The 16,348-nt window shown below is 41.4% G+C and carries 11 protein-coding genes; 6 read left to right on the top strand and 5 right to left on the bottom strand.

Features of this window, described 5'->3' with window-relative positions:
- Window positions 1-29 precede the first annotated feature (29 nt).
- Window positions 30-3,116 (top strand): ligand-binding sensor domain-containing diguanylate cyclase, encoded by a 3,087-nt coding sequence (locus PHAL_RS0109040; RefSeq protein ID WP_016708075.1) that lies wholly within the window; start codon window positions 30-32, stop codon window positions 3,114-3,116.
- A gap of 91 nt (window positions 3,117-3,207) precedes the next feature.
- Here PHAL_RS0109040 and PHAL_RS0109030 read toward each other — a convergent pair whose 3' ends face one another.
- From PHAL_RS0109030 to PHAL_RS0109015, 4 genes are all read right to left on the bottom strand, one after another.
- Window positions 3,208-5,370, bottom strand: a complete 2,163-nt coding sequence (locus PHAL_RS0109030) for a YncE family protein (protein ID WP_016708073.1) — start codon at window positions 5,368-5,370, stop codon at window positions 3,208-3,210.
- 418 nt (window positions 5,371-5,788) lie between these two features.
- Window positions 5,789-7,654 (bottom strand): 1-deoxy-D-xylulose-5-phosphate synthase, encoded by a 1,866-nt coding sequence (gene dxs / locus PHAL_RS0109025; protein WP_016708072.1) that lies wholly within the window; start codon window positions 7,652-7,654, stop codon window positions 5,789-5,791.
- Window positions 7,655-7,761: 107 nt separating this feature from the next.
- Window positions 7,762-8,649, bottom strand: a complete 888-nt coding sequence (gene ispA, locus PHAL_RS0109020; RefSeq protein WP_016708071.1) for a (2E,6E)-farnesyl diphosphate synthase — start codon at window positions 8,647-8,649, stop codon at window positions 7,762-7,764.
- Between the two features lie 3 nt (window positions 8,650-8,652).
- Window positions 8,653-8,895 carry an exodeoxyribonuclease VII small subunit gene (locus PHAL_RS0109015; protein ID WP_016708070.1) on the bottom strand — a complete coding sequence of 81 codons (243 nt, stop codon included), beginning with the start codon at window positions 8,893-8,895 and terminating at the stop codon, window positions 8,653-8,655.
- Window positions 8,896-9,198: 303 nt separating this feature from the next.
- Here PHAL_RS0109015 and pomA point away from each other — a divergent pair, with 303 nt between their 5' ends.
- From pomA to PHAL_RS0108995, 4 genes are all read left to right on the top strand, one after another.
- On the top strand, window positions 9,199-9,966 hold the full coding sequence (gene pomA / locus PHAL_RS0109010) for a flagellar motor protein PomA (protein WP_016708069.1): 768 nt from the start codon (window positions 9,199-9,201) through the stop codon (window positions 9,964-9,966).
- 2 nt (window positions 9,967-9,968) lie between these two features.
- A complete protein-coding gene (locus PHAL_RS0109005) occupies window positions 9,969-10,892 on the top strand; it encodes a flagellar motor protein MotB (protein ID WP_016708068.1) in 924 nt (307 codons plus the stop codon).
- A gap of 145 nt (window positions 10,893-11,037) precedes the next feature.
- Window positions 11,038-11,535 carry a hypothetical protein gene (locus tag PHAL_RS0109000; protein WP_016708067.1) on the top strand — a complete coding sequence of 166 codons (498 nt, stop codon included), beginning with the start codon at window positions 11,038-11,040 and terminating at the stop codon, window positions 11,533-11,535.
- 50 nt (window positions 11,536-11,585) lie between these two features.
- Window positions 11,586-13,490, top strand: a complete 1,905-nt coding sequence (locus PHAL_RS0108995; protein ID WP_016708066.1) for a DNA topoisomerase III — start codon at window positions 11,586-11,588, stop codon at window positions 13,488-13,490.
- 5 nt (window positions 13,491-13,495) lie between these two features.
- On the opposite strand, the gene PHAL_RS0108990 is transcribed toward PHAL_RS0108995, so the two are convergent.
- The gene (locus PHAL_RS0108990) at window positions 13,496-14,806 is read right to left on the bottom strand and encodes a M20 metallopeptidase family protein (RefSeq protein ID WP_016708065.1); all 1,311 of its coding nucleotides are present in this window, start codon (window positions 14,804-14,806) and stop codon (window positions 13,496-13,498) included.
- 99 nt (window positions 14,807-14,905) lie between these two features.
- Between PHAL_RS0108990 and PHAL_RS0108985 the strand changes: the two genes are divergently transcribed.
- Window positions 14,906-15,763, top strand: coding sequence for a tetratricopeptide repeat protein (locus PHAL_RS0108985; RefSeq protein ID WP_016708064.1), 858 nt, complete (start codon window positions 14,906-14,908; stop codon window positions 15,761-15,763).
- Window positions 15,764-16,348 lie beyond the last annotated feature (585 nt).

Below are 16,348 nucleotides of genomic sequence, written 5' to 3'. Positions count from 1 at the left end.
CCTTAGTTTTGCAACGAGGTGTTGACGTTATGATGCGGTTTTTATTGGTTATTATTGTGCTGTTATGCAGTATGCCAAGTAAGGCGTCAATTACTGACTATGTTGTAAAGCAATGGAATATGCAAAACGGCTTACCTTCGCAATCACTGAAAAGTGTGGTGCAAGATGGGCAAGGCTATATGTGGTTAGGCACTCAATTTGGTCTCAGTCGCTTTGACGGTAATACATTCACTAACTACAACACTTTAAATAGCCATTTTTTGCCCAGTAATGGTATCAATAAATTACTGGTCGATAGTGAAGGCTATTTATGGATTGGGACCAAAGATGGCCTTGTCGTTATTGATCCAAGCACAATGGCGGCGCAAGAATTTGCTGTAAAAGGCCCTGTGCGCGATATTATAGAAGACGCTAAAGGCAGCTTATGGATCGCAGCCAATGGTTTATATTTTGTGTCTCGCAATCAAATCAACCTCAATAGCAAATATGACTCTTACACGCCTGTAGTAACAGCCAGTTCTGTAAAACAAATTGCTGGTACGGTGAGTCAGTTGGCATTATCGCCAGAAGGTATTTGGCTGGTAAACGAGCGTTACTTACTACGCTTGACAAACTCGTCTTCTGATTTTGCTAAGTTGCGTTTAGAGTTAACTGCAAAAATATCGCTCCCAGAGCGCTTAGCGCAAACCATAATCCATGATTTAGCTTGGCTTGAAGGTAATTTATATTTGGCTTCAGAGCTCGGTGCCTACTTTTTAGATTTAGATGATGAATTAAGACCTTTCCCACTGCCGAATGCTAATAACTCCGCGGTTTATAAGTTTATGAGCGACTCTGACGGCGCTTTATGGATTTCGACCTATGGGCGATTATTATTTCGTGATAACTCAGGTGATTGGCAATGGGTTGAGCCCAGCCAACTTGACCAAAGTATTTGGTTTGCCGATTTATTTCGCGATAATGATAATAATATTTGGCTTGCCAGTTTTAGTGAAGGCTTATGGCTTGCCCATGAAGGGCGTATTGAACGTCACTCTGCAATATCGCAAATGACCGAAGCGGTAATGGCTATCAGCCAAGCCCCTGATGGGCGTTTATGGGTGGCAAATCGCAGTGGAGTAGGTTATTTTGACCTCGATAAAAACTTCATTAATCAAATTCCCAGTAATCAATATGGTCGTGCAGCTGTGCATGATTTACAGTTTGATGGATCGCGCTTATATATCGCCACTGGTCGAGGTGTATATTTTTATGAAAACAATACCTTGTTCGCAGTCCCTGGACGTGCCTTAAGAGATAATCCGGTGTTTGCAATTAGCCGCTCTAGTAAAGGCGGCTTTTGGCTTGGTACTGGGCGAGGAATGTATCGACTCAGTTACGGTGGTTTAACACCGTTTGCATATAACGCTTTTTTAGGCAGTAAGTTTATTACCTATGTTGTTGATGAGGCTAATTTTGGCCTTATAGGTACCAGTAAAGGTGCTTATTACTTTACTGATCGTGGGATTGAAAAAATTGGCGATCAAACCAGTCTTGAGAGCGCTTATGTTACCAGTATTCTCAATATCGATGGGGTCGGAATCTTGATCGGCTCATTAAATGATGGTTTGTTTTATCGCAGTGGACAAGGACATTGGCGTCAATTAGATGCAACCAATGGCTTGCCTTATGGCTCTATTTTTAGTTTACGCTATGATGAGAAGCTTAAGCGCATTTGGGTGAGTACCATGAAGGGCGTTTACCGTATGCCTGTTGAGCAATTTAGCGGTGATATTGAAAGCCTAAAAGTAGAGCAAGTGATTTCATCATACGATCGTCAACTTGATGGTAAAGCAAGCCAATGTTGTACCGGCCTTGGCCATGATGCGGTGGCTGAGTCGGGTAATTCGATTTGGTATCCAAGCTTGCAAGGTGTGGTTGAAATTCCTAAGGACATTGAACTATTTGGTATTAAACCATTACAACCAAAAGTTGAGAATTTAAATACAGGGTTACGCAAGCTTGCCACTGCGGCATTAGGGCGCAATCCTCAGTTAGAAACTGATGAGCGTGATATCACTTTAAAATACACGGCAATAGATTATTATGCTCCCACCAGTATTGAATTCCGTTATCGTTTAACTGGCCTTGATAGTGATTGGCGTTATGCCAATACCCGTCGTGAAGCGATTTATACAAACTTACCACCAGGGGCATTTTTATTTCAACTTGAGGCTAAACGCCAAGGTGAAGGGTGGCAAAAGGCACAGCGTACAGAGTATTCATTTGTGGTGCCAAGGCGGTTTGATGAAACAATTTATTTTAGGTTGCTGATCACTGGTAGCTTTATTTTGTTATTTTACCTGGTGTTCTGGGCGTTTAGAAGACAAGAGCGCCGTAAACAAATGGCACTTGAAAGTCTGATCACAGAACGCACCGGTGAGTTACGCCAAGCAAATGATAAGCTTAATCAGGTTAATTCACAGTTGAAGCTGATGAGTCATTCTGACGAGTTAACAGGGCTTAGAAGTCGGCGATTCTTATTTGATCAGCTACCAAAAGATATAGAGCACTTCCAGCGTAATTCGCAATCACTGCAGGCGCAGGGAAAATCCTTAGTGCTGTTGATCATTAATTTTGATAATTTTAGCCGCATTAATGACGCGCATGGCCCATTAGGTGGCGACAGTTGCTTACAGCAGATGGCTGCTTTACTCAACTCGCGAACTCAGGGTTCAGATTATGTAGCGCGTTGGAGTGGTGATGAGTTTTTACTGCTATTGCGTGACTTTAAACGCAGCGCCATCGATAGTTATGTTGCAGAGCTTTGTAAAGTAATTGCAGAACATTCCTTTAGGCTTCCTAGTGGCGACACTATTAGCTTAACAGCATCCATTGGCTTCTCATTTTACCCATTGCCATTACTTGGTGGCCAAGTAATTGGTTGGGAAACATCCGTTAACTTAGCGGATATTGCACTGCATCAAGTAAAAAAACGTGGTGGCGATGGCGTTGCAAACATCACTTTTGATGAGCAGTTAGATGCCTTTGAATTTGAACAAACCAATAATATTGAGCAGCAGTTGAGCGTTTTGCAGGCCAACGGGTTAGCTGATATCAAAGTATGGATGCGCTAGTTAAAATACAGAGTAATAAAAATGCCCTAACGTATAACGTTAAGGCATTGGGAGGCCAACTAAAGGCAGTTAAGTTGCTGCCCTTGATGGGTTAGTGGTTTAACCAAGCGGGTAAAATAGCGACTGACTCAGGGGCTGTGAATGAGTAGCTTAAGTTAGCAGCAACATCACCACCTGGGCTATTTAAAATATTATCAAAGCGCATGACTAAACTATTTGATTTCTCGGCCACATAAAGGTGGTTGCCTGTAAACATAATATCGACAGGGTTACCAAGCATAGTCGCCGGGCCTGCGATATTGACACTGACATTGCTCAATCCAGAGCTAGTACCAGCATTATTTAATACAAATAGCTTGCCATCAGTGGCGTCTGCTGCACTGCCTACATCCGATACGATTAACGAATCACTGAGTGGATCATAATCTATCCCATGAATATTCGTTGGAGCAGGGAATGCTGTGCCAGCGGTTGCGGGTGTGATCAAGCGATCTTCCCCTGTAATTACACTCATACCTGCCATAAGTTTTCTTTTTACTTCATCGAATACGGCAATAGTACCATTGGTTAATGCAACAAATGCTCGGTCCGTGACAACATCGTAATCGACATCCCAAGGGCGTGCGCTGTTACTTGGTGTCAGTGTGATTAGTGGGCTTGCATCACCAGTGGTACAAGTAGAGAATACTAAAATTCCGGGGGTGGCGGCGTTATTTTCAGCAACAAAAACTAACCCACTGTCTGATGCTACATCTAAACCTTTAGGAGAGATTAGGCCTGTATTTGAACCACTAATAATTGAATCTTGACTGAGCGTAAATACCTCACCATCACGATGCATGGCGACTTTATTTGCAATGACAATTCCACCGGTAGAGGTGGTGCTGTTATCAAAGGTCGCATAACTATTACCTGCTTTATCAAAAGTAACGCTTTCAATTGTTTGGTTTGCATTAAAATTGCCTAACTCACTGGTAAGTGGCGCATTTAAACGTGATATTTGCCCAGTTGTAGGGCCGGCAGTGCCAGGGTTGCTGCTGACGGCAACAGCCATTAATGGCATATTAGCTATATAGCTATCCGACACGTCCGCCATGTCATTGTGCATAACTGTTTCTGTTATTGATTCTGGCTTAATAGTCGCAGTAACGCTATCTGGACTGATATCGCCGCTAGCGCCGGAAAAGATATTACTAAATACCAGTACCGCGTCATTTGATTTCTCAGCGACGCGCAGGTCGCTGCCTGTTAAGCTTATATCAACAGGGTTACCAAGCATACTTGCTGGGCCTGCAATGCTACGTGCAACGCTGATATTACCATCTGCAAGAGAGGCATTATTGATCACAAACAAAGCGCCATCGGTTGCATCACTGGCACTACCGACATCAGAAAGCACTAATTTATTGGTGTGAGCATCATAAGCAATACCATGAATGTTGACTGATATTTTCTCACCGGCTTCATTACTTGGGGTGATAGTACGTGTAGGCATTGCGACAAAGCCACCATCAACATAATTGTCGTATACACCCACATCACCATTGGTTAGCGCCACATATAAACGATCGTTTACATCATCATAAGTAACATCCCACGGTTTTGCGTCTGTGACTGTGCTTGCTAAAGGTGTTGCATCACCCGCTGCGGTAGCGCCAAAAACAGTGATCTGCATGGCATTAAAGTCAGCGACAAAAATAAGTCCACGTTTAGTCGATACATGAATACCTTTAGGGTTGACTAAGGTAGTAGTACTACCCGTAATAGTGCGGTCACGGTTGCTGTCAAACATTGTGCCGTCTGCACGACTCAAAACTTGGCAAACTGTGCTAATAGCACCATTACCAGAGTCACTGGCTTGTATTAAATTACCTAAGCCATCAAAGGCAACACCTTCATTCGCACCACTATTAAATGTTTTTAATTTCGCAGCATTTTGGTCTATTAGGTCTACTGTACCTGCGTTATCGGTACCATTATTAGCGAGGATAAAGGTTGCCGCTGCAAAACCTGTGGTGCCATCAGCCCCATCAGTACCGTCACTGCCATTTGTGCCGTCGGTACCATTTGTTCCGTTAGTGCCTGCAACTCCAGCTATACCCTGAGCTCCTGCTACACCATCGTTGCCGTCGTCACCATCACAGCCAGTTAAACTAAACACAATTGCTAAAGTAAGTGCCGATAAGCAGAGTTTACCTGCCATTGATTGAGTGTGGATAGACTGAGTTGTTGCCTCTGATTTAAACGTTTTCATAGTTTGTACCTTCTTAAATATTCCATCAAATGTGAACATACAAAGAGTTTTGCTTAGAACAGCTTATATCAATCGTGTTAAGTTATTAGTCATTTATAGCGACGGATAAATAGAGTGATAACAAGGCATAAATTTTAATGTGTAGTTGTTCCACATGAAAAATTTATAACGCCGTTAGCGCTTTATTTAGCACGCTAGAAAGGCTAAATATTTAAGTCGATTGGTATTATATAAAAGCGTGAACGCTTTGCTCACGAGTTAACCTCAGTGAATAAACGTGGCAGAGAAATAATTGGATGCAAAAAAATGGAAATAACTTGAATTTTTTTTAATGTTATGATTTTTATAATAAAAAAGGAGCCATGCTCCTTTTTATTATTTAACCAGACTTTCTCGAGAGATTTACTCGTTATATCGCTTAGTCAGTAATAAAACTAGTTATACTGTTGAGTATGCCTTGTGAACCTAAGCCCATTTCATCGTGCATTTGCTCTTGTGTGCCATGCTTGATGAATTCATCGGGAATCCCTAAATTTAGGATGCTGACATTTGCTTTTATTGCGGCTAAATATTCATTCACAGCAGAGCCTGCACCGCCAACTATGGCATTATCTTCAAGTGTTACAAGCACCTCATGATCAGCTAATAAACTGTCGATTAATGCGCTATCTAGTGGCTTAACAAAACGCATATCGACGAGACTGGCGTTGAGCTCTTTTGCTGCTAATTGAGCATTTTCAAGTAAAGTACCAAAAGATAAAATCGCGATTTTAGCACCTTGTTTAATTACACGGCCTTTACCGATCTCAAGCTCAGTCATTTGCTCGCTTATTTCGGTGGTACCAGCACTACCACGAGGGTAGCGCACAGCGACAGGGCTGTTACAACGATAACCGGTGTAAAGCATTTGCCGGCATTCATTGGTATCACTTGGCGCCATGATGATCATGTTTGGAATACAGCGCATAAAACTTAAATCGTATGCACCTTGGTGGGTCTCGCCATCGGCACCCACAATACCAGCACGGTCAATGGCAAATAGTACTGGTAAGTTTTGCAGTGCTACATCATGTATAAGCTGATCATAGGCGCGTTGCAAAAAGCTAGAATAAATAGCAACAACGGGTTTTAAGCCTTCACACGCAAAACCAGCCGCTAAGGTAACCGCATGTTGCTCAGCAATAGCAACATCAAAGTACTGCTTAGGATATTCTTTCGAAAAACGCACCATTCCAGAGCCTTCACGCATTGCAGGGGTGATGGCCATCAATTTGCTATCTTGGCTTGCCATATCACATAGCCAGTCGCCAAATACTTTAGAGAAGGTGGCTGCGCCAGGTGTTGATTTTGGTAAGCTTGAAATAGCAGGGTCGAACTTTGGTACACCATGATAACCAATAGGGTCGGCTTCAGCAGGTTTATAGCCTTTTCCTTTTTGCGTTTTGATGTGAAGTAGCTGTGGGCCTTTTAAATTACGCATATTACGTAATGTATCTACCAACATATTTACATCGTGACCGTCGATAGGACCGATATAGTTTAAGCCCAGCTCTTCAAAAAAAGTGCCTGGAATAACCATACCTTTTAAATGTTCTTCCATACGACTCGCTAATTGCTTTACAGGTGGTACACCTGAGAGTAGCTTTTTACTGCCTTCACGAATGTTTGTATAAAAACTGCCTGATAAAATGCGTGCAAAGTGGTTTGTGAGTGCTCCCACATTTTCTGAAATCGACATTTCGTTATCATTTAAAATGATTAACATATCCGACTTTACATCACCTAAGTGATTCATTGCTTCAAATGCCATGCCTGCGGTGATTGCACCATCGCCAATGACGGCGACTGTTTTACGACCTTTGCCTTCTTTTTGCGCAGCAATAGACATGCCTAAAGCCGCAGAAATTGAAGTGCTTGAGTGGCCCACGCTAAAGGTATCGTATTGGCTTTCTTCACGAAATGGAAAAGGGTGTAAGCCATCTTTTTGGCGAATAGTATGCATTTGATCGCGACGACCCGTTAAGATTTTATGCGGGTAAGCTTGATGACCTACATCCCATACCAAACGGTCTTCAGGAGTATTGTACACATAGTGTAATGCAACCGTTAGCTCCACAGTACCTAGGCCTGATGCAAGGTGACCACTGCTTTGCGACACTGAGTTAAGTAAATAATCACGCAGCTCATTGCTAAATGCAGGTAATTTTTGTTGCGCTAAATCACGCAGTTGGGCTGGTTCGTCAACCAAACCTAATAATGGATACTTGCTACTATCAAGTGTCATGATTTTTAATACATCCTTCGCTAACCAGGCATCATTATAACGCAATGTTACTCTGGTTTTTTAGTTATTTTGTACATCATTATTTGCTAATAAATGCTGAATCTAGCTTAATACTCTCGCTCAACAATATATTTTGCTAAATGCTCAAGCTCTGTGGTATCTGCGTCAATGTCAGCTAAAGCACGCAGTGCTTGCTCAAGTAAAAGTTGAGCTTTTTGTTTTGCACCAGCTAGCCCAAGTAGTGCAGGGTAGGTTGCTTTATTGGCAGCAACATCGGAGCCTTGTGGTTTTCCTAGTACTTGGGTGTCGCCTTCGATGTCTAGGATATCGTCTTGTACCTGAAAAGCCAGTCCAATTGCATCACCAAACTGTTTTAATTGTATTAATGTTTTTTGCTCAATCCCTTTTGCACACAGTGCCCCTAAGGTGATTGCGCAGTTTAGCAAAGCCCCTGTTTTTAGTTGATGAATTCGCTCAAGTTCAGCAAGACTCACCGCTTTGTTTGTTGCGACAATATCCAATGCTTGACCACCAACCATACCTTCAATGCCCGATGCTTTGGCAAGTGTTGCAATCATTTTTAGTTGCTGCTGAGCGGGAACATCAAATACATGATTGGCTATTAAATCAAATGCCAGTGTTTGCAGAGCATCTCCTGCTAAAATTGCCTGGGCTTCACCATACACAATATGGCAAGTAGGGCGACCGCGGCGTAAATCATCATCATCCATTGCAGGCAAGTCATCATGGACTAACGAGTAACTATGAATGCATTCTATGGCGGCGGCTAACACATCTAAATCCTGATGCTTTGCACCAAGCATTCTGCCTGTGGCGTATACTAAAAATGGTCGTAGCCGTTTACCGCCATTTAAAACACTATAATGAGTTGCCTGTTTGATACTATCCTCTGTATCCAATGGTTGCTCAAAATACCGATTGAGAGTGGCTTCAACATCACGTTGAGCGCATTTTATTTGCTCTGTTATTAACACTCGTTATTCCAAATCATTATCAAAGTTAGTAAGCGGTGACTGACTATCATTACCCATCAAAATAGCGACTTTTTGTTCTGCTTGTTGCAACTTGCTAGATGATGCGCCAGCCAAAGCAATACCGCGTTCAAATTGTTTTAATGATTGTTCAAGCGAAAGCTCACCTTGCTCCATTTCTGTGACGATTAAGGATAATTCTTCAAGCGCTTGCTCAAAGCTTAGGTTCTCTGGTTTTTTAGTCGCCATAGTGGATTCAACTTAGATGATAGAAATGTGAGGCCAATTTTAGGGGGAATGCTAAACTAGGTCAAAGGCTGATGCGTTTTTTTTGAATAATAAACTATATTCTTGTCACTGATTAAATGCTTTTACTCAGATTTAAACCTTGCAGGTTAAGCGTGGTAGATTAAAATGCCAAATAGAGCTAAACGTTTTCATTTCATTTTTTTCAGTAAATGGTTTAAGTAATTCAATACATTGCCGATAAGCAGTTAATAATAAAAATTTACTGTCGCGGGCAGTAAAGCATGAGTTCCTTTGGAGGGGTAAGTGGATTTAGCAACCATTATAGGTATTCTCGGCGCTATTGGCTTGATTGTCATGTCCATGTTTTTGAGTAGCAGCGGCGAAGTGGCGATGTTCTACAATACTCCGTCTGTAGTGATTGTATTTGGTGGCTCGATTTTTATCGTGTTATCAAATTATACAATGAGCCAGTTTTTTGGCATTGGTAAAGTTGCTGCCAAAGCGTTTATGTTTAAAATCGAATCTCCCGAAGAGCTTATCGAAAAAGCCGTTGAGCTTGCTGATTCAGCACGTAAAGGAGGGTTTTTAGCACTCGAAGAAGCTGAAATACCAAATGCATTTATGCGTAAGGGCGTCGATATGCTTGTCGATGGTCATGATGCTGATGTGGTTAGAGCGACACTACAAAAAGATATTGCACTGACTTCTACTCGCCATGAATCGGGAGCGGGCTTATTTAAAGCGCTTGCCGATATTGCCCCTGCTATGGGCATGATTGGTACACTTATAGGTTTGGTGGCAATGCTATCTAATATGGATGACCCTAAAGCAATTGGCCCGGCAATGGCGGTCGCACTTTTAACAACCCTGTATGGTGCATTTTTAGCCAACGTAGTGGCGATACCAATTCAAGTTAAATTAGAGCTACGTAAAGACGAAGAAGCAATGAACCAGCGTTTGATTTTAGATGCTGTGTTAGGTATTCAAGATGGTCAGAATCCAAAAGTTATCGAAGGCATTTTGAAAAACTACCTCGCTGAATCAAAAAGAAAAGTCGATACTGAGGAGTAAGCATGTCTGAGCAAGAGTGCAAGTGCCCACCACCAGGACTTCCTGCTTGGATGGGGACGTTTGCGGATTTAATGTCATTGTTGATGTGCTTTTTTGTGCTTTTGCTCGCGTTTTCAGAAATGGATGTGCTGAAATTTAAACAAATCGCGGGCTCGATGAAGTTTGCTTTTGGTGTGCAAAATAAAATAGAAGTAAAAGATATCCCCAAAGGGACATCGGTGATTGCCATGGAATTCACCCCAGGTAAACCTGAACCTACTCCGATAGAAACCATTCAACAGCAAACTGTGGAAATGACCCAGCAAATGTTAGAATTTCAGGCGGGTGATGAAAGCTCCGCGGGTGGGCGTCAAGAACAACGTGGTAACAAGCGCGGTGGTGAGTCGCAAAGTACTGCGCAACAACAAGCCTCTGAGCAATCAATTGCTGCAGCCGATCAAGAGCAAGTTAATGAGCTGGTGAAAAAAATAGCGCAGCAATTAGAACAGCAAATAATGGATGGGGCGATTGAACTGGAATCGTTAGGTCAGCAAATTATTATTCGTATTCGCGAAAATGGTTCATTTCCTTCTGGCAGTGCCTTTTTACAGCCTAAATTCAAACCTATTATTCGTGATATAGCCACGCTGTTAAAAGATGTACCAGGTGAAATTACGGTCTCGGGCCATACTGATGACTTTCAAGTATCTAATGAGCTGTATACCAATAACTGGGACTTATCATCAAAACGAGCTGTTGCGGTAGCAAGCGAAATGCAAAAAGCACAAGGCTTTGATAAAACTCGTATGGTTGTAGTTGGCCATGCAGAAACACGGCCATTAGTTCCTAATGAAACTGACGCAGATAGACGTCGTAATCGCCGTGTAGAAATATCAATCATGCAAGGGAAGGCAAAAGAATCTGATCCAATAGATGTTCGTCAATGATGCTTGGCAAAGTACCTAATTTAGCTTAAAGTGACTTTTTAACAAGTGTAACGGAGTGACGTATGAAAAAGGTTGATATATATAGCTATATGCCGGGCAATGGTTCTGGTGGCGATGAAGAAGAGAAGAATGTTAAGTAACGCCAATGCCTAATTGGGTGAACAATGTAATTTTTATGCTTGAATATAGCTGGGTGTTATTTTTACTACCAGCTATTTTTGTATTTTATTTACGTAAGGATTGGCTGGCATTTCGATTCGTCTTGATTACAGCTTTTTTCTTTTCGTATGGGGCCGTGATTTATTCAAGCCTAAGAGAATTTGATGACCCTTATATTTGGCGTTACGTAGTTTGGGCATTTAACGATCTAGCGTGGATGGCTTTGATTGCCTACTTAGGAATTAAAGATAAGGTGTACCTTTGGCAAAGTGTCATTGGCCAACTTGTAGTTATAGCTGCACCCTTATTACAATTATTTCGTTTGGTTGATCGTCACTTGTGGGATCTCTCCTACAGCACGATGATGTATAAAACACTGCTACCTATCATTAATACTGCAACAGTGGTGGTGTGTTATCTACCATTGATTTACTTATTATCCCGTAAATCGGAAACGTCAAACAAGGTTAATATTTCCCAGTAAATTTATGTGTGCTAGACTACTGTTTATATAAACAGTTGTTGTGGCTTGCTATGAAATTATACATTGCTGAAAAACCATCCCTTGGTCGTGCGATTGCCGATGCCCTCCCAAAGCCGCATAAAAAGCATGATGGCTATATTGAAGTAGCCAATGGTGATTGCGTTTCTTGGTGTATTGGCCATCTGCTAGAGCAAGCCGAACCTGACGATTATAATGAGCAATATAAAAAATGGCGCTTTGATGATTTACCTATAGTGCCACAGCAATGGCAGTTAAAAGCAAAGTCAAAAACTCGTAAACAGCTTACAGTACTTAAAAAGTTAATCAAACAAGCCGAACAGCTTGTTCACGCTGGCGATCCGGATAGAGAAGGCCAATTGCTTGTAGATGAAGTCATTGAACAAGTAAAATTATCACAGGCCAAAAAACACAGTATTCAACGGTTATTGATCAGTGATTTAAACGTCAGTGCGGTAAAAAAAGCATTAGCGAGTATGCGTACCAATCGTGATTTTATTCCTCTAAGTGTTTCTGCACTGGCACGCTCTCGTGCTGATTGGTTGTTTGGCATGAATCTAACGCGTGCTTATACCTTAGCTGGGCAAAAAGCAGGGTTTGGCAACGTGCTTTCTGTTGGGCGAGTACAAACACCAATATTAGGGTTGGTGGTTCAGCGTGATAACGAAATTGCTAATTTTGTCGCGAAACCTTTTTATGAAGTATTAGCCCATTTAAGCACCGAAAATAAAGAGCCATTTACTGCAAAGTGGCAACCAAGCAAAGCGTGTGAACCTTATCAAGATGAAGAGGGGCGAGTGCTGCATCGCGGTCTTGCTGAAAATGTTGCATCACGTATCACTGAGCAACCCGGTGAAGTGACGGCGCTTGAGCAAAAACAGAAAAAACAACAAGCCCCATTACCCTATAATTTATCAGCACTACAAATTGACGCTGCAAAAGCATTTTCTATGCCCGCACAAAAAGTCTTGGATATTTGCCAAAATTTATATGAACGCCATAAACTCATTACTTATCCTCGTTCAGATAATCGTTATTTACCCAAAGATCATCACCAAGAAGCTGCGAGTATATTAAAGGCTATTGCTATTAATGGTGGTCAAAGTGAGGCGCATTGCCAAGGTGCGGATAGTGGCAAACGCAGTAAGTGCTTTAACGATGCTAAAGTTGCGGCGCATCACGCAATTATCCCGACAGCTAAGCAGTTGAAATCAGTAAGTTTGAATGCTGAGGAAAGTAAAGTGTATGGATTGATCAGCCGTCATTATCTGATCCAATTTTATCCAGATTACATTTACAATGAAACAAAAGCGGAAATAACAATTAATGGTGGGGTTTTTAAAGCCAACGCAAAACAAGATGTCAGTTTAGGCTTTAAAGCATTAATGGGAAAAACCACATTAAAAGATGAGCAGACATTACCGCCATTAAGCAAAGGGCAAAAGTTACATTGTGGGCGGGGCGAAGTTATCGATAAAATGACCACGCCACCGGCCCATTTTAATGACGCGACACTGCTTGGCGCGATGACTGGCATTAGCCGTTATGTTAAAGATCCAGAAATCAAAAAAATATTAAAAGAAACTGATGGTTTAGGAACCGAAGCCACTAGAGCGGGGATTTTAGAGCTGCTATTTAAAAGACAGTTTTTAAAGCGCCAAGGTAAACTTATTTTAGCAACTGATACAGGTAAAGCATTGATCACTGCGTTACCTGATGGTTTAGCCAGTCCAGATTTAACTGCAAAATGGGAAGCATCTTTGGGAAGTATTGCAGAGCAGCAGATGAGTTATCAGCAATTTTTAAATCCCTTATTGGCAGATTTAGCTGGGTTTGTTGAGTTAGCCAAAAATTGTGATAGTAATGTATTTGCGCACTTACCAAAAACGCCGCCAAAGCGACGTTTTAAAAGAAAAGCCAAGTCAAAATCGGCTTAGCGGATTTACTGATTAAATAACGCAACGGCAGCATTACTCATCGCTTTTATTCCTGTTGGCAGTGCTACTTTATAATCAGGTGCAAATTTACTTGAATGCAATGATGGTAAAGTGGTCCCTGATTTTTGTGCCGCAGCGTATTGAGCTTGTTCAACTCCACCTAACCAAAATAAGGTGATGGGAATATTTTTGTCAGTTCGACCATACAAGCCAAAATCTTCCCCAGCCATTACCGCTTCTGTTTCTAGTACATTACTAGCACCAATTGCAGCACTAATTGCACTACGAACAATATTTGTTTGTGCAGGGTTATTATAAGTTGAGGGAATTGATTCATCTTCATGCACAAACACTTCTGGCATAAGCGATTCTTCTAAGCCAGCGCTTAATGCAATCCCTTGTGAAATACGTTTGATTGCTGCAATTTGTTGTAAACGCACTTCGGGGTTATAACTGCGTAGAGTAAGTTGTAATTTCACTTCATCAGAAATGACATTATGTTTAGAGCCACCATGGATAGAGCCAACAGTTATTACTGATGGCTCTAACGGTGAAAGCTCACGGCTAGTGATGGTTTGTAGTGCTAATACAATGCGTGATGCAATGACCACAGGATCAATCGTAGTGTGTGGATAAGCACCATGACCGCCTTTTCCTTTGACTGTAATATCAACAGAATCGACACTTGCCATGGTGTACTCGTTTTTCATACTGACTTTCCCTGCAGGTACGCTGGCACTGACATGCAGAGCAATAACATGATCAGGAGTGGGGAATTTAGAGAATAACCCCTCTTTGAGCATTGCTTTTGCGCCACCCCCCACTTCTTCTGCAGGTTGTGCTACCATCATTAAAGTACCTTGCCATGCATCTTTATGCTTCACTAACTGCTGAGCAGTACCAATGAATGAACTCATATGAATATCGTGGCCACAGCCATGCATTACACCAACAGTCGCACCATGCTCATTAGTAACAGTGACCTTAGACGCATATGGTTTGCCAGTTTGCTCAATAATAGGTAAACCATCGGTATCAGTGCGGATCATAATTGTTGGACCATCACCATTTTTATAAATTCCGACTACGCCAAACCCACCAACATTGTCAGTGACTTTAAAATCAAGTTGTTTGAGTTGTTTTGCTATTTTCTGTCCTGTTTGTTGCTCGTGGTAAGAAAGTTCGGGGGACTGGTGTAAATCTAAGTAAAACTTTTCAATTGCAGGCATGGTTTTATCTAGCTTGAGATCTAACGTCGTGGCGCTGACCAGTGGACTTATAAAAAGTAGGGCGGCGTAAAGTTTGTGAAATTTCATAAAAGACCTTTTTGATTTATGGCTTGTGAGCGGGGCTTGTAATTATTATATCTGCCACCATATAAAACCCTAAATAGTCTGATATGGCAATCAATCGTAATGAATAATATGGTCAATGTTAATCCGCAAAACCTGCAACAAGTACTAGGTGAAACTTCACAGCAAAAACTGGTACTACTTAGCTTTTACTCTGCACAGAGCCCTGAGTGTCAATCGCAAGCAGCCATTTTAGAAAAAATTGTCGGCCAATACGGTGAGCATTTACTCGTTGCAACGTTAGATTGTGATATTGAACAGCAATTAGCTGCGCAATTAGCACAACAAATTGGTTTGCAAACACTGCCAACTCTTGTGTTTTTGAAAGATTCTGCGCCAGTTGATATGTTAGCGGGGGCACAGTCTGAGCAACAAATACGCGATGTGTTAGCTAAGCATTTACCAGCACAACACGAATTACTGCTAGAGCAAGCTAAACAGGCTTTAATAGCACAAGATCTTAATAGTGCCTTCAATTATGCAAAGCAAGCTTACGAATTAGACACTACCAATGCACGAATTAAATTGGTGTTGGCAGATATCTGTATACAAATACATAAGCTTGATGATGCGCAAGCACTACTGGCATCTGTAGCAGAAAATGAGCGTGATGCTTACTTTACAAATATTCAAGCAAAATGCGAGCAGGCTCTTTTAGCACAAGAATCACCAGAAATAAAAGCATTGCAAGTTCAGGTTGAAAAATACCCGAATGATTTAGAAATTAAAGCCGAGCTTGCTGACGCATTAAATCAGGCTGGTCGTAAAGAAGAAGCGTTAGAGCTACTTTTTAACATTTTGAAAAAAGATTTAAATTTTGCTCAAGCAAAGCCTACTTTTTTAGATGTAATAGCGTCTTTACCTGATGGCGATAGCTTAGCCGCAAAATATCGTAGAAAGCTCTACAGCATACTATATTAAGGAAGTTTTGTAGCAGACAATAAAAGCACCACGCCACTGTGGTGTTTTTTTATACTAAAAACTTGCTAAATACAAAACCTAAGTAATACTTAAGATCCTCTCGAGAAAAGTTTGTCTGTTTTTTATTCAGTAAACTACATGTTTTATGTGTCTTAGTGCGTTTTTTGTGCGAAGTTCGCTTTTTTTTATGTTTCTATTAAAAAACGCTTGCGTAAAATTCGCGGCGCCCTATAATGCGACCCCACTGAGACGGCAGAGCAGGCAACGCATAGCGAGCCAAGTAAGTCACTTAGTAAGTCGAGTAAAACTTGAGTTTAGATTTTTAATAAAGTTTAAAATTAAGTGTTGACAAAAAAATAGGAAAGCGTAAAATTCGCTTCCCTTGAGTCGCCAAGGCAACTCAAACGTTCTTTAACAATATAAAGCAATCATCTGTGTGGGCACTCGTACAGATTGAGTTCTAACAGCGAAGCTACTTAGGTAGTAACGCAAACAAATTTAGAGTCTCAATTGAAACTGAGTGACCAACAGCAATAAATTTATTTATTGCAGCACAGTCAATTCAATATCGAAAGATATTAAATA

The organism is Pseudoalteromonas haloplanktis ATCC 14393, from assembly GCF_000238355.1.
GTDB classification, from domain to species: domain Bacteria; phylum Pseudomonadota; class Gammaproteobacteria; order Enterobacterales; family Alteromonadaceae; genus Pseudoalteromonas; species Pseudoalteromonas haloplanktis.
This window is presented reverse-complemented; position numbering and strand designations above follow the sequence as displayed.